The 17,238-nt window shown below is 73.1% G+C and carries 18 protein-coding genes; 7 read left to right on the forward strand and 11 right to left on the reverse strand.

The window, feature by feature from the left end:
- Positions 1-34 precede the first annotated feature (34 nt).
- The 4 genes from KJS59_RS05245 to KJS59_RS05260 all read right to left on the reverse strand — a co-directional run bounded on the left by KJS59_RS05245 (position 35) and on the right by KJS59_RS05260 (position 5,058).
- Entirely contained in the window at positions 35-790 is a 756-nt protein-coding gene (locus KJS59_RS05245; protein ID WP_213451146.1) for a LytR/AlgR family response regulator transcription factor, read from the reverse strand.
- Positions 787-1,995, reverse strand: coding sequence for a sensor histidine kinase (locus tag KJS59_RS05250; protein ID WP_213451147.1), 1,209 nt, complete (start codon positions 1,993-1,995; stop codon positions 787-789). Before KJS59_RS05250 ends, KJS59_RS05245 begins: the two co-directional genes overlap by 4 nt.
- A gap of 127 nt (positions 1,996-2,122) precedes the next feature.
- Positions 2,123-3,631, reverse strand: a complete 1,509-nt coding sequence (locus KJS59_RS05255) for a sugar transferase (protein ID WP_213451236.1) — start codon at positions 3,629-3,631, stop codon at positions 2,123-2,125.
- 566 nt (positions 3,632-4,197) lie between these two features.
- On the reverse strand, positions 4,198-5,058 hold the full coding sequence (locus KJS59_RS05260; protein ID WP_213451148.1) for an Fpg/Nei family DNA glycosylase: 861 nt from the start codon (positions 5,056-5,058) through the stop codon (positions 4,198-4,200).
- Positions 5,059-5,083: 25 nt separating this feature from the next.
- Here KJS59_RS05260 and KJS59_RS05265 point away from each other — a divergent pair, with 25 nt between their 5' ends.
- A complete protein-coding gene (locus KJS59_RS05265) occupies positions 5,084-6,262 on the forward strand; it encodes a glycosyltransferase family 4 protein (protein ID WP_213451149.1) in 1,179 nt (392 codons plus the stop codon).
- Here the strand turns inward: KJS59_RS05265 and KJS59_RS05270 are convergent.
- The 5 genes from KJS59_RS05270 to KJS59_RS05290 form a co-directional block, all read right to left on the reverse strand.
- Positions 6,204-6,971 (reverse strand): CDP-alcohol phosphatidyltransferase family protein, encoded by a 768-nt coding sequence (locus tag KJS59_RS05270; RefSeq protein WP_376771127.1) that lies wholly within the window; start codon positions 6,969-6,971, stop codon positions 6,204-6,206. The genes KJS59_RS05265 and KJS59_RS05270 overlap by 59 nt on opposite strands.
- Entirely contained in the window at positions 6,955-8,013 is a 1,059-nt protein-coding gene (locus tag KJS59_RS05275; protein WP_213451150.1) for an iron-containing alcohol dehydrogenase family protein, read from the reverse strand. Before KJS59_RS05275 ends, KJS59_RS05270 begins: the two co-directional genes overlap by 17 nt.
- Entirely contained in the window at positions 8,001-8,732 is a 732-nt protein-coding gene (locus KJS59_RS05280; protein ID WP_213451151.1) for a phosphocholine cytidylyltransferase family protein, read from the reverse strand. Before KJS59_RS05280 ends, KJS59_RS05275 begins: the two co-directional genes overlap by 13 nt.
- Before the next feature lie 110 nt (positions 8,733-8,842).
- Complete coding sequence (locus KJS59_RS05285) at positions 8,843-9,580, reverse strand: hypothetical protein (RefSeq protein WP_249713891.1); 738 nt, start codon at positions 9,578-9,580, stop codon at positions 8,843-8,845.
- 17 nt (positions 9,581-9,597) lie between these two features.
- Positions 9,598-10,047 carry an NUDIX domain-containing protein gene (locus KJS59_RS05290; RefSeq protein WP_213451152.1) on the reverse strand — a complete coding sequence of 150 codons (450 nt, stop codon included), beginning with the start codon at positions 10,045-10,047 and terminating at the stop codon, positions 9,598-9,600.
- 159 nt (positions 10,048-10,206) lie between these two features.
- On the opposite strand from KJS59_RS05290, the gene KJS59_RS05295 reads away from it, so the two are divergent.
- From KJS59_RS05295 to KJS59_RS05305, 3 genes are all read left to right on the forward strand, one after another.
- Positions 10,207-11,304, forward strand: coding sequence for an aminotransferase-like domain-containing protein (locus KJS59_RS05295; RefSeq protein WP_213451153.1), 1,098 nt, complete (start codon positions 10,207-10,209; stop codon positions 11,302-11,304).
- A 301-nt stretch (positions 11,305-11,605) separates the two neighbouring features.
- Positions 11,606-12,733, forward strand: coding sequence for a magnesium/cobalt transporter CorA (gene corA / locus KJS59_RS05300; RefSeq protein WP_213451154.1), 1,128 nt, complete (start codon positions 11,606-11,608; stop codon positions 12,731-12,733).
- Positions 12,733-13,107: a hypothetical protein gene (locus KJS59_RS05305; RefSeq protein ID WP_213451155.1), complete on the forward strand. Its 375-nt coding sequence runs from the start codon at positions 12,733-12,735 to the stop codon at positions 13,105-13,107. The genes corA and KJS59_RS05305 overlap by 1 nt, the downstream gene beginning before the upstream one ends.
- A gap of 94 nt (positions 13,108-13,201) precedes the next feature.
- Here KJS59_RS05305 and KJS59_RS05310 read toward each other — a convergent pair whose 3' ends face one another.
- Positions 13,202-13,906, reverse strand: coding sequence for a hypothetical protein (locus KJS59_RS05310; RefSeq protein WP_213451156.1), 705 nt, complete (start codon positions 13,904-13,906; stop codon positions 13,202-13,204).
- 157 nt (positions 13,907-14,063) lie between these two features.
- On the opposite strand from KJS59_RS05310, the gene KJS59_RS05315 reads away from it, so the two are divergent.
- Entirely contained in the window at positions 14,064-14,588 is a 525-nt protein-coding gene (locus tag KJS59_RS05315) for a peptidylprolyl isomerase (protein WP_213451157.1), read from the forward strand.
- Between the two features lie 70 nt (positions 14,589-14,658).
- Complete coding sequence (locus KJS59_RS05320) at positions 14,659-15,606, forward strand: rhomboid family intramembrane serine protease (protein ID WP_213451158.1); 948 nt, start codon at positions 14,659-14,661, stop codon at positions 15,604-15,606.
- Here KJS59_RS05320 and KJS59_RS05325 read toward each other — a convergent pair.
- On the reverse strand, positions 15,594-16,016 hold the full coding sequence (locus tag KJS59_RS05325; RefSeq protein WP_213451239.1) for a PH domain-containing protein: 423 nt from the start codon (positions 16,014-16,016) through the stop codon (positions 15,594-15,596). The genes KJS59_RS05320 and KJS59_RS05325 overlap by 13 nt on opposite strands.
- A 51-nt stretch (positions 16,017-16,067) precedes the next feature.
- On the opposite strand from KJS59_RS05325, the gene KJS59_RS05330 reads away from it, so the two are divergent.
- Positions 16,068-17,225: a thiolase family protein gene (locus KJS59_RS05330; RefSeq protein ID WP_213451159.1), complete on the forward strand. Its 1,158-nt coding sequence runs from the start codon at positions 16,068-16,070 to the stop codon at positions 17,223-17,225.
- Positions 17,226-17,238: the final 13 nt, after the last annotated feature.

A 17,238-nucleotide genomic window follows, 5' to 3' on the forward strand; every position in this document is an offset into this window, starting at 1 on the left:
CGATCCTGTGGATAACCCTGTGGGTAACCGCCGGTCACCGGCCCCAGTCGTGCTTGGCGGCGCGGACCAAGCGGTCCTTGAGGTCCCGGGTGTGCCGCCGGGAGACCGGCAGCTCCGAGCCGTCCACGACCACCACGTAACCGGAGTTGGCCAACCGCAGTTCGGCGATCAGCCGCAGCTGGACCAGGTACGACCGGTGGATCCGCACGAAGCCGGCGTCCGCCCAGCGCTCGGCGAGCGTCGCCAGCGGCACCCGCACCAGGTGGGAGCCGTCCGCCGTGTGCAGCCGGGCGTAGTCGCCCTGCGCCTCCACCCAGCGGACCGCCGAGCGCGGCAGCATCCGGGTGGTGCCCGCCAGTTCGACCGGGATGCTCGGGTCCTCCTCCGCCCGGGCCAGCGCCGCCGGGTGGGCGGCGACGACGCGGGAGGTGAGCACCCGCCGAATCGACTCGGTCAGCCGCTCCGCGAGGATCGGCTTGCGGACGTAGTCGGTGACGCCGATGTCGAACGCGTCCACGGCGCCGTTGTCAGCGGCGGTGACGAACACGATCGCCGGCGGCCGGGCGAAGCGGCGCAGCACCCGGGCCAGTTCCAGACCGTCCAGGCCGGGCATGCGGATGTCCAGGAAGACGGCGTCCACGTCGACGTCGCGCAGGACCCGCAGCGCGTCGGTGGCGTCGGAGGCGGTGTGCACGTGCGCCACTCGCGAGTCGGTGCGCAGCAGGTAGGCCAGTTCGTCCAGGGCCGGCGGCTCGTCGTCCACGGCCAGCACCCGCAGGAACCCCGTCACGGCCGCACCCCGGGGTGGAATTTCGGCACCCGCATGCTCACCTTCGTCCCCGCTCCCAGGCCGGTGTCCACCACCAGGCCGTACCCGTCACCGAACACGGCGCGCAGCCGCTCGTCCACGTTGGACAGGCCCACGTGCTGGCCGTCCGCCGACTCGTCACCGGCGGCCGAAGTGCCGGCCAGCACCGCCGGGTCCATGCCCACGCCGTCGTCCTCAACCGTGATCAGGCACTCCGCCCCCGCGTCCCGCGCCTCGATGCTCACCGTACCCATCCCCGGCTTGCGCGACAGCCCGTGCCGGACGGCGTTCTCCACCAGCGGCTGGAGGCACAGGAACGGCAGCCCGACCGGGAGCACCTCGGGCGCGATCTGGAGCCGGACCTGGAGCTTGTCGCCGAACCGGGCCCGCTCGATGGTCAGGTACCGGTCGATCGAGCGCAGTTCCTCGGCGAGCGTGGTGAACTCGCCGTGCGCCCGGAACGAGTACCGGGTGAACTCGGCGAACTCCAGGATCAGCTCGCGGGCCCGCTCGGGGTCGGTGCGCACGAACGAGGCGATGGCACCGAGCGCGTTGTAGATGAAGTGCGGGCTGATCTGGGCGCGCAGCGCCCGCACCTCGGCGCGGGCGAGCCGCTCCCGGGACGATTCGAGTTCCGCGACGGCGAGCTGGCTGGACGCCCACCGGGCGGTCTCCAGGGTCGCCTGGACCAGGCCGGGCGCGGGCAGCCCGTCCGCAATCGCGATTATCGCGGCGTTCGGGTGGCCGGACGGGACCGGGACCGGGGCGACGACCGCGCCGCGCACCACGCAGTCCACCCGGTCGCAGGCCAGGTCGGGTTCGCCGAGCACCGCGGAGCGGTCGGTGGCCACGGCGCGCTGGGCGGCGGCGAGCAACTGCGCCCGGTGGTGGTCGCCGTGCCCGTCCAGGGCCAGCACCTGGGTGGCGTCGACCACGGCCAGCCCGGCCGCGCCGACCAGCGCCCGCAGGTGGCGCACCGCCTTGGCGGCGCTGGCCCGGGTCAGCCCGGCGCGCAGCGGCTCGGCGGCCAGTTCGGCGGTGTGCAGCACGTCGTAGGTGGCCCGCTGCTCGGCGGTGGCCACGGCCCGGCCGCGGCGCAACCGCAGCACCGCGACGACCGCGCCGGCCAGGGCGGTCACCAGCGCCAGGACGGCCAGTGCCGTGGGCAGCCCCCTCACGGGAGGCATCCTCGTGGACGCACCGCCGGCCGCGCCAGTGGCGCGAGCGCCCGGTTCGAAACGGCCTGGTCGGCCGCGCCGAGCCATACGACGACCGGCGAGGTCCGCGACTCGATCGACCCTTCCGAAACGGGCGCTAGTAGGCGCCCTTGCGCGCCAGCACCACCCCGACCGTGCGCCACAGGATGCTCAGGTCGTACGCCAGGGACCAGTTGTCCACGTAGTACAAGTCCAGCCGGACGGCCTCGTCCCAGGACAGGTCGGAGCGGCCGGAGACCTGCCACAGCCCGGTGATGCCGGGCCGGACCAGCAGCCGGCGCCGCACGTCGCCGAGGAAGTCGCCGTCGTCGGCGGGCAGCGGGCGCGGGCCGACCAGCGACATCTCGCCGACCAGCACGTTCAGCAACTGGGGCAGTTCGTCCAGCGACGTGGCCCGCAGGAAGCGGCCGAACGGGAAGACCCGGGGGTCCTGCTTCATCTTGAACAGCAGGCCGTCGCTCTCGTTGAGGTCCCGCAGGGTGGCCAGGCGCTCTTCGGCGTCGGTGTACATCGTCCGGAACTTCCAGACCCGGAACGTGCGGCCCTCGTGGCCGACCCGGGGCTGGCGGAAGAAGACCGGGCCCCGGTCCGAGATGCGGATGCCGAGCGAGACGATGATGAACAGCGGCACCAGCAGCACCAGGCCGACGGCGGCGGCGACCCGGTCGAGCAGGTTCTTGGCCAGCCAGGCGGGGCCGGAGAGGGTCGGCTCCTCGACGTGCAGCAGCGGCAGGCCCTCGATCGGACGGATGTGCACCCGCGGGCCGGCGATGTCGGTGAGCTGCGGTGCAACCACCAGGTCGATGCCGGTGCCCTCCAGCTGCCAGGCCAGCCGGCGCAGTTCGCCGGGCTCGGCGCTGGCGGAGCCGCAGACCGCGATCGTGTCGGCGCCCACCTCGCGGACCAGGCCGAGGATGTCCCGGCCGGCGTGCACCGGCACCGGTGTTTCGATGCCCCGGGACGCGGCGTACCCGTCCGTGATGTGGATGGCGACCGGCACGAGCCCGGCGGCCGGGCTGCGGGTCACCGCCGAGTACACCTCCAGGGTCTCGGGTAGCGTGCCGACCAGCAGCATCCGGTGCCCGGCCTGGCCGGCGCGGCGCCGCACCAGGTGCAGGATCAGCCGGGACCCGTAGCGCAGCAGCAGGATGAAGACGAGCGCGCCGATCAGGGCCGTGCCCACCGAGAGCCGGGACAGGTCGATCTTCTTGGCGAAGGCCACGAACGAGACGCTGGCGGTGACGGTGATCGCGGCGCGCACCACCCGCTTGAACTCGTCGGCCCCGATGCCCAGGTACCGCCGGTCGTAGGCGCCGTGCCCCCACAGGGCGATGAGCCAGCCCAGCGGCAGCAGCACGTACGCCACCATGCGGAACCAGAACAGGTCGTCGTGGCCCTTGGTGAAGCCGGCCATGGCCTGCGCGAAGCTGGTGATCGCGAAGTAGCTGGCCAGCGCGGCGGCGCCGAAGTCCAGCGCGACCAGCACCGCGGTGTACGGCCGGTGCCAGCGCGAGACCCGCCGCCCGGACCGGGTCCAGGCGGAGCGGGGTACGCCGTTCGTGTGCGGCGCCGGCGGCTGGATCTCGAAGCTGTCGACGTGCCGCAGGGTACCGCCCTCACCGCCGCCCGCCGGCGTATCGGGGGCGGGTTGAGCACTCGCGCCTGATTCGGCGCTCAGGCCCGGTTGGGGACTCGCGCCAGCCTGGGCACTCACGCCTCGTTGGGAACTCGGGCCCGACGAAGCACTCGGGCCCGAAAAGCCGCTCAGGCCCGACGAAGTGCTCGGACCGGCACTCGGGCCCGGGGGAGCGCTCACGCCGGGTGCGGCATCCGCATCCGCCTCGGAACCCGCGCCTGACTGAGCACCCGCGCCCGACTCGCCACCGGTATCGGTGTCAGGTGTCGGGCGTTGGAGGCTGGTCGTCACCTCAACTACGCCCTCCGCTACCTGGTGTCGCCAGTCGCTGAGCCACCGCCGCAGCCACCTTTCCGGCCGGGGAACAGCCTGGGACACCGCGTCTGCCTCCCATCGGGGTGATGGGATGCGGGACCGGGCCACTATACCGACGGAATGTGACCGTGGAAGGTCCGAGTTGCCCGCGAATCATGCACAGTCACGCGAATGCTCACCGACCACTTCCTGCCCGAAAGCGATCGTTAGGGTACGCACGGTTATCGCACCAGCTTGGACAGGCGCCGATCCGCGAGCGGCTTGCCGCCGGTCTGGCAGGTGGGGCAGTACTGGAGGCTCGAGTCGTGGAACGACACCTCCCGGATCGTGTCGCCACAGATCGGGCAGGGCAGGCCGGTGCGGGCGTGCACCCGCAGGCCGGAACGCTTCTCGGACTTGAGCGTCGCGGCCTTCTGCCCCGTCGAGCGGGTCACCGCGTCGGTCAGCACCTCGCGGACGGCGGCGTGCAGGGCGCCCAGCTGCTCGTCGGTGAGCCGGTTGGTCAGCGCGAACGGGGACAGCCGCGCCACGTGCAGGATCTCGTCCGAGTAGGCGTTGCCGATCCCGGCGAAGACCTCTTGGTCGGTGAGCATGCCCTTGACCTGGCCGCGCCGGGCGCGCAGCCGCGCGCTGAACGCGTCCAGGTCCACGGCGAGCGGGTCCGGACCCAGCTTCGCCACTCCGGGCACCTGCGCCGGCTCCCGCACCAGGTACACCGCGAGTTTCTTCTGGGTGCCCTGCTCGGTCAGGTCGAAGCCGGAGCCGTCGTCCAGCCGCACCCGCAGCGCGATCGGCCCCTTGCCGGGCTTGAGCGGCGCGTTCCCGCCGAACGACTCCCGGTACTGCAACCAGCCCGCCCGGGCCAGGTGCACCACCAGGTGCAGGTCGTCGCCGACGGTCAGGTCCAGGAACTTGCCGTGCCGGCCGGCGCCGGTGACCGGCTGCCCGGCCAGCGCGGACGGCGGCGGGTCGTACGTCTTCAGGGCGCTGATCGCGGCGACTTCGGCGCGCTCGACCCGCCGCCCCACCGCGCGCTCGCGCAGGTAGGCGGCGAGCGCCTCCACCTCGGGCAACTCGGGCATGTGCGCAACGGTAGCCTCGTCATCCATGAAAGTGGTGGTCGCGCACAACCGGTATCGCGAGGCGCTGCCGTCGGGCGAGAACACCATCGTCGACGCCGAGATCGCCCAACTGGGCGCCGCCGGGGTCGAGGTGATCCCCTTCCTGCGCAGTTCGGACGAGATCGGCGCCCTCTCGCCGGCCGGCAAGGCGCTGCTGCCGGTCTCCCCGATCTGGGCGCCGGCCGCCCAGCGCGACCTCGCCGCCCTGCTGGCGGAGCACCGCCCCGACGTGCTGCACCTGCACAACCCGTACCCGCTGCTCTCGCCCTGGGTGGTGCGGACCGCGCACCGGCACGGCGTGCCGGTGGTGCAGACCGTGCACAACTACCGCCAGGTCTGCTCGTCCGGCCTCTACTTCCGGGACGGGCAGGTCTGTACCGAATGCAAGGGGCGCGTGATCGGCCTGCCGGCCGTCGTGCACGGCTGCTACCGGGGCTCCCGCGCGCAGAGCGCGATCATGGCCACGACCCTGGCGGTGCACCGCCCGACCTGGCGCTCGGTCGACCGGTACATCGCGTTGACCTCGGCGATCGAGGCGCATCTGCGGGAGTACGGCATTCCCGCGGAGCGGATCGTGGTCAAGCCCAACGCGGTGGCCGACCCGGGTCCACCCCCCACCGGGCCGGGCGAGGGGTTCCTGTTCGCCGGCCGGCTCGCCCCCGAGAAGGGGCTGGCGCTGCTGCTGGACGCCTGGCGCGCGCACCCGGAGAAGTCCCTCGGCACCCTGCGCGTCGCCGGCGACGGGGAACTGCGCGGCCTGGCCGAGCGGGCCGCCGCCGAGCGGGGCGACGTCGAGTTCCTCGGTCCGCTGGACCGCACCGCCACCGGTGCGGCGATCCGCCGCAGCGCCGTCGTCGTGGCCGCCTCCACCTGGCACGACGTGCTGCCCACGATCATCATCGAGGCGCTCTCGCACGGCCGCCCGGTGCTCGGCACCGCGATGGGCGGCATCCCGTTCCTGATCGGCAGCGACGAGCCCGCCGGCTGGGTGGTCCCGCCCACGGCCGAGGCGATGGCCGCCGCCCTGCCCACCGCCCGGGACGGCGCCGCGGCCCTGGTCGCCCGCGCCCGCACCCGGTACGAGCGGATGTTCCACCCGGACGCCGTCACCCGTCGACTCCTTGAGATCTACGCGGGCCTTCGCTGCGGGGCGCCATCGAGCTGACGCTGCCGAAGGCGATGCTGGCCAGGAGGAAGCCGCCGTTCACGACCGTGAAGGCGACCACGAACGCCACCGTCCAGGCGGGAACGAGGGTGAGCACCAGACCGGCCAGGGCGATCACCGCGCCGTAGTCGCGGACCAGCTTGACCAGGCGGACCGGCAGGGAGCGCGACGTGACCATGGAGGCGCCCTGGGCGCCGGACTGGAGCACCGAGGTCACCAGGTTGACCATCCAGGTGCCGGCGAAGGCGGCGACCAGCCAGGTGGGCACGCCGGGGCGCTGCGCCGCGGCGACCGCGGCGACGGCGGTGACCAGGGCGATCTGGGCGGCCACGTCGCACAGGATGTCGAGGCGGGCGCCGGCCGGGCTGGTGCGCCCGGTGACGCGGGCGAGTTGGCCGTCCGCGCAGTCGAAGGCGTACGCCACCTGCCAGCCGAGCAGGGCGAGCAGCCCGACCGGCCAGGCGGGCACGGTGCCGGCGGCCACCGGCCCGGCCAGCAGCACGACGGTGACCGACACGGCCAGGCCGAGCGCCAGGTTGACCAGCGTCAACGCGGTGGGCGGGGCGCCGAGCCGCCCGGCGGGCGCCGCGATGAGCGCGCCGAGCCGCTGGCTGAGGGATTCGCTGAACAGCCCCCCACCCCGGTTGGTGGCGTAGTAGGTGCGCCAGGTGGGCGGCGGCGCGGCGGCGCCCTCAGCCAGCGACCGCACGGGTGTACTCCGCGAGCTTCGCGCGGACCTCGTCCGGCGACAGGTCGAGGTGCTCGATGATGGTGTACCGGTCCGGCCGGGTGCGCGGCGCGAACTCCACCGCCTGGACGAACTGGTCGTCGGTGAGGCCCAAGTCGGCGGGCGTGCGCGGCAGGCAGTGCCGGGACAGGCACGCGGACATCTGCGCGAGCCGCTGCTCGTCGCCGCGCAGGAAGGTGCAGAACAGCGCGCCGAGGCCGGCGAGTTCGCCGTGCGAGCCGGTGCCCGGGAACAGCGCGTCGATGGCATGCATGATCTCGTGGCAGCCGCCGCTGGCCGGCCGGCTGGTGCCGCAGACGGCCATCGCGAGGCCGCTGGAGATGAGCCCCTCGGCCAGCACGGTGACGAAGCCGTCGTCGGTCATGTCGCCGGGGTGGTGCAGGACCGCCTCGGCGCCGGCCCGGGCCAGCGACGCGGCCAGGCCGTCCACCGGCTCGCCGCGGACCTCGCGGGCCAGTTCCCAGTCGGCCAGCGCGCTGATGTTGTTGATCACGTCGCCGATGCCGGCCCGGTTGTGCCGGTTCGAACCGCTCTCCACGAAGTCCAGGTCGACGATCACCGCGATCGGGATGTGCACGCCGTACGAGCCCTTGATGCCGTCGCTGATCAGGCTGGCCACCGGTGAGGCAATGCCGTCGTTGGCCAGCGCGGTGGCCACCGAGACCATCGGCAGGCCGCGGCGCATGGCGGCGTACTTGGCCACGTCGACGGTCTTGCCGCCGCCGATGCCGACCACCGCGTCGTAGGACCGGGCGGCCAGCTTGGCGCCGAGCTCGTTGGCGCCGTCCAGGGTGGCGCCGTTGGCGGTGAAGAAGTCGGCGGAGCCCAGCGTCGGCCGGATCAGTTCGGCGATCTTCTCGCCCTGGCCGGGGCCGACCACCACCGCCACGTCGCCGCCGGCCGAGATCCGCCCGTCGGAGAGGATCGCGCCCAGGTCGGCCACGGCGCCCCGGCGCACCTCGATGGCCAGGGGCGCCATCACGGAACGGGCTAGTAGCGGCACGCGATCTCCCGGGCCCGGGCCAGGTCCTCGTGGTTGTCCACCTCGACCCAGTCGACGTCGCCGATGGTGGCGGCCCGCACCTCGCCGCCCCGGTTCGCGAACTCCTGGTACCCGTCCTCGTAGTAGAGGTCGGGGTCGCGGCGCCAGGTGGCCGCCAGCGCGTCGGCCAGGTCGGCGGCGATGCGCGGCTCGATGAGGGTGGCCCCGATGTACTCGCCGAACGCCTCCGCCGGGTCCATCAGCTTGGTGATCCGGGTGAGCTGGCCGGCGGCGTCGAAGGTGGTCTTCATCTCCTCCTCGGCCAACTTCTTGACGTCGTCGATGGCCAGCAGGATGCCGGGGCCGCGCTGGGCCAGCAGGGTCTTCTCCACGCTGACCGGGTGCACGGTGTCGCCGTTGACCAGCAGCGCTCCCCGGGCGAAGTGGTCGCGCGCCAGCCACAGCGAGTACGCGTTGTTCCACTCCTCGGCCTTGTCGTTGTGCACCAGGGTCAGCTTGACCCCGTACCGGCCCTCCAGCCCGTCCTGCCGCTCGCGTACCGCCTCGGCGGCGTACCCCACCACCACGGTCACCTCGGTCAGCCCCACCTCGGCGAGGTTGCGCAGCGCGATGTCCAGGATGGTGGTTTCGCCGTCCACCGGTACCAGCGCCTTGGGCAGCGTGTCGGTGTACGGGCGGAGGCGACGCCCCGCGCCGGCCGCGAGCACTAGGCCGATCATTCCGCAATCCTTCCGGCGGGATTCACGTACCCGCAATCCGCAGGTACGCAGGGAAGGATAGCGGTCGGTGACGGGCGGGCCGTCCGGAGCGCGGCCCGGGGGCGGCCGGCTCAGTTCGGCAGGGCGGCCAGATCGGCCAGGAGGTGCAGCCGTTCCTCGGTGCTGAGCTGGGCGTATGGCGGCGCCGCGCGGCGGTTGGTATCCGCCTCGATCGCGGCCCGCTCCGGCCCGGGACCCAGGTCGGTGATACTCCGCGCGGTGTGACCGGCGGCCCGCCAGGCGGCGGCGTGCGCGTCGGCCCGGTGGTACCGCAGCGTGCCGAGCCGGTTGAGCAGCAGCACCCCGGGCGGCGTGCCGTCGGGCTCGTACGGGGGCGCCATGGCGGCGAACGCCTCGCCGGCGGTGTGTTCGGCGGCGGCCAGCAGCCGGCCGAGCGTCTCGGCCAGCCGGGCGATCCGGGCCTCGGCGCCGGACCACAGCCCCGCGGTCAGCGTGGCGTGCATCGCGTAGATCTCGGTGAGGAACGCGTGCCCCCGCTCGGTGGCCTGCACCCAGCCCTCCGGGCCGCGCCGGATCATCCCGTGCGCCACCTGCTTGTCCAGGACACGCAGGCAGGCGGCCCGCTCCCGGTACCGGGTGACGGCGGCGAACCCGGCCGGCGTGACCGCCCCGCCGGGCCCGGCGAGGCGGGTGCGGAACTCGACCAGGAACCCGGTGGCGTCCGGGCCGCCGTAACGCTGGCTGATCTCGGCGCCGCCCGCCGCGCGCCCGGCGGCCATGGTTCCGGCGACCAGGCGGTCGATCGCGGGCGCGACGAGCGCGGCGAACGGTTCCGGCTCCAGGTACACGCGCGACAGCCCCGGCCCTACAGCCCCAGCGTCCGCAGGACGGCGAAACCGGCGGTGACGATGGTGCGCAGCAGCCCGTCGTTGACCGCCCGGTCCTCGTCGAGCACGTCCAGGTCGGCCTCGGTGAGCCAGCGGTACTCGGTGTGCTTGCCGGGCTCCAGCCGGGGCCGGGACAGGTCGCCGTCGACCCGGACGAGGAAGTCCGTCTCGACCCGTTCCAGGCCGTCGCTGCCCCGGTACCGGTACTCGCCGACCTCGCCGAGCACGATGGACACGCGCCAGCCGGTCTCCTCGGTGACCTCCCGGGCCAGGGCCTCCGCCAGGCTCTCGCCCGGCTCCAGGTGCCCGCCCACGATGTCCCAGCAGTTGGGGAACAGCTTCCGCCGCGGGGAGCGGCGCTGGACGAAGATGCGCCCGTCGTCGTCGACGATCAGGGCGCCGGCGCAGCGCAGCGGTTCGGGGGGCACAGGGGAAATCTATCGGGCCGGCGGGCCGCCGGCCTCGGACTCGGGTCTCGAGTGTTCTTCCCGGCGGCCCTATCCGCGGGCGCTGATGGCATGCCCAGGTGGTGGACGGCGGATCAACCCGGCGGAGCCCCGCCGCGGCGCCACGTACCCTAGGCAACCATGACCGCCGAGCAGCTGATCTCGTTCGCCCGTGGGGCGCCCTCGCTGGACATCGTCGACGTCGCGGGGCTCAAGGCCGCCGCGCAGCGGGCCTTCGAGGCCGATCCGGCCGGCATCACGGCGTACGGCACCTCGGTGGGGTATCTGCCACTGCGCGAGTGGATCGCGCAGAAGCACGGCGTCGCGCCGGAGCAGGTGCTGGTCACGAACGGTTCGTTGCAGGCGGACGCGTTCCTGTTCAACGAGTTGGTCGGGCCGGGCGACGCCGTCGTGGTGGAGCGGCCGACCTACGACCGCACCCTGCTGAACCTGCGCAACCTCGGTGGCGAGGTGCACCAGGTGACTCTCCAGCCGGACGGCCTGGACACGGACGAGCTGCGCAAGTTGCTGGAGTCGGGGGTGCGCCCGAAGCTCGCGCACGTGATCCCGAACTACCAGAACCCGGCCGGCGTGACCCTCGCCCTGCCCAAGCGGCGCGCCCTGCTGGAGCTGGCCGCCGAGTTCGGCTTCACGATCTTCGAGGACGACCCGTACGCGGACGTCCGGTTCCGCGGCGAGGCGCTGCCGTCGATGCTGTCGATGGATGAGCGCGGCGTGGTGGTGCACGCGTCGAGCTTCACCAAGACGATCTGCCCGGGTGTGCGGGTCGGCTATCTGGTCGGGCCGGCTGCGACGATCGCGTCGATCGCCAAGAAGGCCACGAATCTGTACATCTCGCCCGGCATGGTGGCGCAGGCCATCGTCCACCAGTTCTGCGTCTCCGGCGACATCGAGCGTTCGATCGCGACGGTCAGCCGGGCGCTCGGCGAGCGGGCGTCGGTGCTGGCCCGGTCGCTGCGGGAGCACATCCCGGGCGTGCGCTTCACCGAGCCGGACGGCGGCTACTTCCTCTGGGTCGAGTTGCCCGAGGACGTGCACGTCGACGCGGTCCTGCCGGCGGCGGCGGAGCGGGGTGTGGCGGTCGTCAAGGGCAGCGACTTTCTGCTGGAGGGCGGCGAGCACGCGTTGCGGCTGGCCTACTCCGCGGTGACCGTCGACCAGATCGACGAGGGTGTGCGTCGCCTCGCGGCGGCGATCGCCGCGGTCCGGGAGCGATAGCGGGGCGTCAATACGTATCGACGGGGGTAAACTGTCGGATATCCGACAATGACGCCGGGCGCCGGGTGCGGGCTTCCCACGGGCGTGCGAGACCGCTCACAATGCTGCGAGCGCCAATCGCTATGCGGTTGACCCTATAAGCACAACCCTCCCGCCCCCCATCGGCGCCGGGTGGGCCGCTCGCACCCCCCACCCCCCGTCGCGGCCGGTCCACCCGGCGCCACCCCGCAGGGCGGCGTCGCCGCGCGCGGGCGGGCGTAGGCTCGTTCATCGGCCGCTAACGGTGCCGGGAGGTGGTGTCATGGCTGATCAGACGCGTGCTCGGAGCGAGAACCGGGCGGCGGCGAGGCGGTGGAGTGCCCCGGTCCGGGCCATGACCCGCCGCTGGGTCGCCGACGCGATACCCCCGCCCGCCGAGGAACGGTCCCGGCGCAGCGCCATCATCGACTGCGCGCTCTACGTCGATGGGCAGCGCCAGCCGGGCGAGTGGCGGTACGACGACGCCCTGATGGCGGCCCGCCGGCAGCGCAACGCGTTTGTCTGGCTCGGGCTGCACGAACCGGACGCACCGGAGATGGCGGACATCGCCGAGAAGTACGGCCTGCACGAACTGGCCGTCGAGGACGCGGTGAAGGCCGGCCAGCGCCCCAAACTCGAGCAGTTCGGCGAGGTGTCGTTCCTGGTGCTGCGCACCGCCCGGTACGTGGAACACGCCGAGTTGACCGAGAATTCGGAGATCGTCGAGACCGGCCACGTGATGCTGTTCATCGGGCCGAACTTCGTGATCTCGGTGCGGCACGGCGACGCGTACAAGCTCTCCCCGATCCGGGCGGACCTGGAGTCCAAGGAGGAGTTGCTCAAGCACGGTCCGTGGTCGGTGGCGTGGGCCGTGACCGACCGCGTGGTCGACCTGTACCTGGACGTCGCCGCCTCGATCGAGGACGATATCGACGAGGTCGAGGAGAGCGTCTTCTCCCGCAACGCCAGCGGCCGGATCCAGCGGATCTACCAGCTCAAGCGGGAACTGGTGGAGTTCAAGCGGGCGGTGGTCCCGCTACAGCGGCCGATGCACCTGCTCGTCGGCGAGCAGGTGTGCGATGTGCCGAAGGAGATCTGCAAGTACTTCCGGGACGTGCAGGACCACCTGACCCGCACGGTGGAGCAGCTCGCCTCCTACGACGACCTGCTCAACTCGATCCTGCAGGCCCGGCTGGCGCAGGTCACCGTCGAGCAGAACAACGACATGCGCAAGATCGCTTCATGGGCCGCGATCGCGGCGGTGCAGACGGCGATCGCCGGCATCTACGGCATGAACTTCGACGGGATGCCGGAGCTGACCTGGCGGTACGGGTACCCGGGTGTGCTGACCGTGATGATCCTCGCCGCGCTGGCCATGTACCGGCTGTTCCGGCGGACCGGCTGGCTGTGATGCGCCGGTACGTCCTGCCGGCCGGCTTGGCGGCGGCCGTGACGTGGGTGTTGCTGCTGGTGTACCTGATCCATGGCCGGCCCCCGGAGGGCGCGGCCGACCCGGAGCACCTCGCCAGCGCGTACCGGTCGGCGGTGGCCCGGTCGGACGAGCAGGCCGTGGAGCGGCTGCTCGCCGACCCGCCGGCCACCGCCGCGCGGACGCTCGTCCGGCGCGACAGCTGCGGCGGCCTGGTGGACGTGCGCGCGGTGACCGAGGGAGAGCTGCGCTTCCTGGTGCTCGCCGGCGCGGGTGGCCGGGAGTGCGGCCGGGTGGCGATCGCCGAGCACCGGGGCCGGTGGTTCGTCGATCCCTGGGCCGCCCCGGTGCACTGACGAGAGCCGCGGGAAACCGCCCCCCCGGCGCCCGCGCGTGGACGGCCGGCACGGGGCGTCGTGGCACCCGCGCCGGCCGCCGTCCGCCGGGTCGTCAGCCGCGGGCGTTGTGCGTCGGTGAGCCGCTGATGACGCCATCCGACGGCTGGCTCTTCTCCTTGCGGGCCGCCTCCCGGGCGCTGGCCGTCGCCGAGCCGGCCTTGCCGGCCGCCTTCTCCGCGGCGGAGGACAGCTTGTCGGTCGCCCGGTCGACGCCGGCGGCGACCCGCTGGGCGCCCGAGGCGGCCGAGTCCATGGCGCTGTCGAACGTGCTGCGCGCCGAGCCGGCCACCGCCTGCGCCCGCTTGGTGTTGTCCTCCATCGCCTGGTTGGGGTCGTACTCCTCCCAGCGCTGCTGCCTGCGTCGGCGCATCATCATCGCGCCGACGGTGCCCGCCGCGGCGCTTGCGGCGAGTACGCCGGTCACCATGAACCTCCGGCTCCGCGACATCCCCGGCCCTCTCTTGACTCCGGTGGCCCGGGCGCCCTTCGCCCCGGCCTTCAGGCTCTTGGCCTTCGCCATCGTGGCCCTGCCCCGCGTCTGCATGGCGCCCTCCCGGGCGGCCGCGGCGAGCGGGGCGAGCGCCGTGATGGTCGACCCCCAGCCGTTCCCCGCGGCGTACCGCATCCGCTCCGCGGTCGGTTCCAGGCGGTCCCGGGCCGCGCTGAGCCGCGGGCCCATCGTCGCGCCGACCCCGCCGGCGGCGTGCGTCGCGGCCTGCATGAGGTGGTCGAGCCCCACGCTCAACTCGTCCCTCATCAGCTGGCTGCGGCTTTTTCGGCGTCCTGTACCGAACACCAGCCCCCACCTCCCTGGGTATTTCTCCTGCATCCTCCACCTTCGGGTGCCCGCGTGTGGCCGGAACGGGCACATGGGAGGATCGGCGGCGAACATGACAACAGTTGAGGAGTTACCCGTGGCCGAGGCGCTTCACGCCACTCTGCACACGAACTTCGGCCCCATCCGGCTGGAGCTGTTCCCGAACCACGCCCCGAAGACGGTGCGCAACTTCGTCGAACTCGCCGAGGGCACCCGCGAGTACGTCGACCCGCGCACCGGCGAGAAGGGCAGCGGTCCGTACTACGACGGCACCATCTCGCACCGGGTCATCCGCGGTTTCATGATCCAGATGGGCGACCCGACCGGCACCGGCCGCGGCGGGCCGGGGTACCAGTTCGCCGACGAGATCCACCCGGAGCTCGTCTTCGACCGGCCGTACCTGCTGGCGATGGCGAACGCGGGTCCGGGCACCAACGGCTCGCAGTTCTTCATCACGGTCGGCCCGCAGCCGCACCTGAACCGGCGGCACACGATCTTCGGCAAGGCCGCCGACCCGGAGTCGGAGAAGGTCGTCGAGGCGATCTCGCAGACCCCGACCCGGCCGGGCGACCGCCCGGTGCAGGACGTGGTCATCGAGCGGGTGGAGATCCAGCGCTCCTGATCGCCGGTGGCGGGGCCGTCGATCGACGGCGGCCCCGCCACCCGCGTCGGCGCCGGGTACCTTTGCGGGCATGACCGAGCCCGCCGGGCCTTCCGCCACCGTTCCGGTGTGCTTCCGCCACCCCTCCCGGGAGACGTACGTCCGCTGCGCCCGCTGCGAGCGGCCGATCTGCCCGGACTGCATGCGCGTCGCCGCCGTCGGGCACCAGTGCCCCGAGTGCGTGGCCGAGGGCCGGCGCACCCAGCGCCCGGTGCGGACCGCGTTCGGCGGCAGCCAGGTGGGGCGCGAGGGGTACGTCACCAAGGCGTTGATCGCACTGAACGTGCTCGGCGTGGTGATCGGCGCGGCGGTCGCCGGCTCGGCCGCGGTGGTCGGCAACGGGCTGTTCACCGGCGTGACGAAGTGGCAGTGGCTGGGCGGCGTGATCAGCCGCAGCAGCACGGTCACCGCCTCCGGGGGCTGGTTCCCGGGCCAGGTGCTGCCGGACCTGGGCACCGTCTACACGGGAGTGGCGGACGGCGCCTACTACCGGCTGATCACCGCCATGTTCATCCACTACGGCCTCATCCACCTGCTGGCCAACATGTGGGCGCTGTGGATCCTGGGCCGCACCCTGGAGGGCGTCCTCGGCCCGCTGCGCTTTCTGGCGCTTTACCTGATCGCCGGCATCGGCGGCAACGTGGCCGTCTTCCTGATCGACCAGTTGCAGCCGGCGGCCGGCGCCTCGACCGCGCTGTTCGGGCTGTTCGCCGCGTTCTTCCTGGTGCTGCGGCGGCTGGGGCGGGACACGTCGGCGGTCATCGGCCTGCTGGTGGTGAACCTGGTGCTGACCTTCGCGGTGCCGGGCATCTCGATCGCCGGGCACCTCGGCGGCCTGGTCACCGGCGCACTGGTCGGGGCGATCATGGCGTACGCGCCGAGGGAGCGCCGCCGGTTGGTGCAGTGGGGCGGCAGCGGCGCGGTGTTCGTCCTGCTGGTGTTGCTGACGGTGGCGGCTACCGCCAGCTACTCCGGCTGACCGGGTCGGCCGCGGCGCAGCGCGGCCAGCGCGTCGGCCACCTCCTCGGGTTCGGCGCCGCCCAGGTCGTAGCGGGAGAGCAGGTGCAGGCTGTCGCCGGTGTCGATCTCCAGCGTCTCGGTCGCGATGCCGAGGCGGGGGCGCCGGTCCACGCGTACCCGCTCCACCCGGGGCCAGGCGAACCGTCGGCGCCCGGCGAACCCCGCGGCGACCGTGACCCCGTCGGCGTCGGCGGCCAGGCGGACCGGTACCAGAAGGTCGCGCACCGCCCAGCCGGCGAGGCCGGCGGCGACCGCCCCGGCGCCGGCCAGGGCGATCGGGTCGCCGTGGAAGGCCAGGGCGAGCAGGGCGAACACCGCCGCCGCGACGAGCTTGAGGGCGGGCAGCGTCCGGGTCACGCGCCACTGCATCTCTGTCACGTCCTCTAGTATTGGGGCACGCCAAGTTACCCGGGAGTAGTGATGAGGGACGCGGTCATCGTCGGAGCCGTCCGGACCCCGGTCGCCCGGCGCAAGGGCGGGCTGGCCACGGTCCACCCGGTCGACCTATCCGGCGCGGTGCTGCGCGCCCTGGCCGAGCGGGCGAACATCGACCCCGCCGACGTGGAGGACGTGATCTGGGGCTGCGTCTCGCAGATCGGCGAGCAGTCCTGGAACGTGGGGCGCAACGCGGCGCTCGCCGCGGGCTGGCCGGAGAGCGTGCCCGGCACGACCCTGGACCGGCAGTGCGGCTCCAGCCAGCAGGCCCTGCACTTCGCCGCCGCCGCGGTGATCTCCGGGCAGGCGGACCTGGTGGTGGCCGGCGGGGTCGAGTCGATGACCCGGGTACCGATGGGTGCCAGCGCGGCCGACGGCATGCCGTACGGCGAGGCGGTCCGCGCGCGGTACCGGGGTCAGGCGGGCTTCGACGACACCGCGCCGGTCCCGTTCAGCCAGGGCGTGGGCGCCGAGATGATCGCCGCCCGGTGGGGGTTCTCCCGGCGCCAGTTGGACGAGTACTCGCTGGCCAGCCACGAGAAGGCCGCGGCCGCGCAGGATTCGGGCGGGTTCGCCGCCGAGATCACGCCGATCGAGGCGGTCACCGCCGACGAGGGGGTGCGGCGGGACACGTCGCTGTCGAAGCTCGCCGCCCTGAAGACCCCGTTCCGGCCGAACGGGGTGGTCACGGCGGGCTCCGCGTCGCAGATCTCGGACGGTGCCGCCGCGCTGGCGGTCACCACCTCCGAGTTCGCCGCCGCCCGGGGCCTGACCCCGCTGGCGCGCGTCCACACCGCCGTCGTCGCCGCCGACGACCCGGTCGTCATGCTGACCGCGCCGATCCCGGCCACGGCCAAGGCGCTGCGCCGGGCCGGCCTCGGCATCGAGGAGATCGGCGTGTACGAGGTGAACGAGGCGTTCGCCCCGGTGCCCCTGGCGTGGCTGGCCGAGACCGAGGCCGATCCCGCCCGGCTGAATCCCCGGGGCGGCGCGATCGCGCTGGGTCACCCGCTGGGCGCGTCCGGTGCCCGGATCATGACGACGATGCTGCACCACATGCGGGAGAACGGCATCCGGTACGGGCTGCAGACCATGTGCGAGGGCGGCGGGATGGCCAATGCCACGATCGTGGAACTTCCGTAACTGGAACCCGCGT

Source organism: Rhizomonospora bruguierae (assembly GCF_018397995.1).
GTDB lineage: Bacteria > Actinomycetota > Actinomycetes > Mycobacteriales > Micromonosporaceae > Rhizomonospora > Rhizomonospora bruguierae.

What these genes read in the sequence shown, in the direction of transcription:
- KJS59_RS05295 (WP_213451153.1), top strand. Translation starts at nt 10,207, where the DNA reads ATGACCGCCGAGCAGCTGATCTCGTTCGCCCGTGGGGCGCCCTCGCTG.
- KJS59_RS05280 (WP_213451151.1), bottom strand. Translation starts at nt 8,732, where the DNA reads ATGATCGGCCTAGTGCTCGCGGCCGGCGCGGGGCGTCGCCTCCGCCCG.
- KJS59_RS05310 (WP_213451156.1), bottom strand. Translation starts at nt 13,906, where the DNA reads ATGAGGGACGAGTTGAGCGTGGGGCTCGACCACCTCATGCAGGCCGCG.
- corA (WP_213451154.1), top strand. Translation starts at nt 11,606, where the DNA reads ATGGCTGATCAGACGCGTGCTCGGAGCGAGAACCGGGCGGCGGCGAGG.
- KJS59_RS05325 (WP_213451239.1), bottom strand. Translation starts at nt 16,016, where the DNA reads ATGCAGTGGCGCGTGACCCGGACGCTGCCCGCCCTCAAGCTCGTCGCG.
- KJS59_RS05330 (WP_213451159.1), top strand. Translation starts at nt 16,068, where the DNA reads ATGAGGGACGCGGTCATCGTCGGAGCCGTCCGGACCCCGGTCGCCCGG.
- KJS59_RS05265 (WP_213451149.1), top strand. Translation starts at nt 5,084, where the DNA reads ATGAAAGTGGTGGTCGCGCACAACCGGTATCGCGAGGCGCTGCCGTCG.
- KJS59_RS05305 (WP_213451155.1), top strand. Translation starts at nt 12,733, where the DNA reads ATGCGCCGGTACGTCCTGCCGGCCGGCTTGGCGGCGGCCGTGACGTGG.
- KJS59_RS05260 (WP_213451148.1), bottom strand. Translation starts at nt 5,058, where the DNA reads ATGCCCGAGTTGCCCGAGGTGGAGGCGCTCGCCGCCTACCTGCGCGAG.
- KJS59_RS05320 (WP_213451158.1), top strand. Translation starts at nt 14,659, where the DNA reads ATGACCGAGCCCGCCGGGCCTTCCGCCACCGTTCCGGTGTGCTTCCGC.
- KJS59_RS05250 (WP_213451147.1), bottom strand. Translation starts at nt 1,995, where the DNA reads ATGCCTCCCGTGAGGGGGCTGCCCACGGCACTGGCCGTCCTGGCGCTG.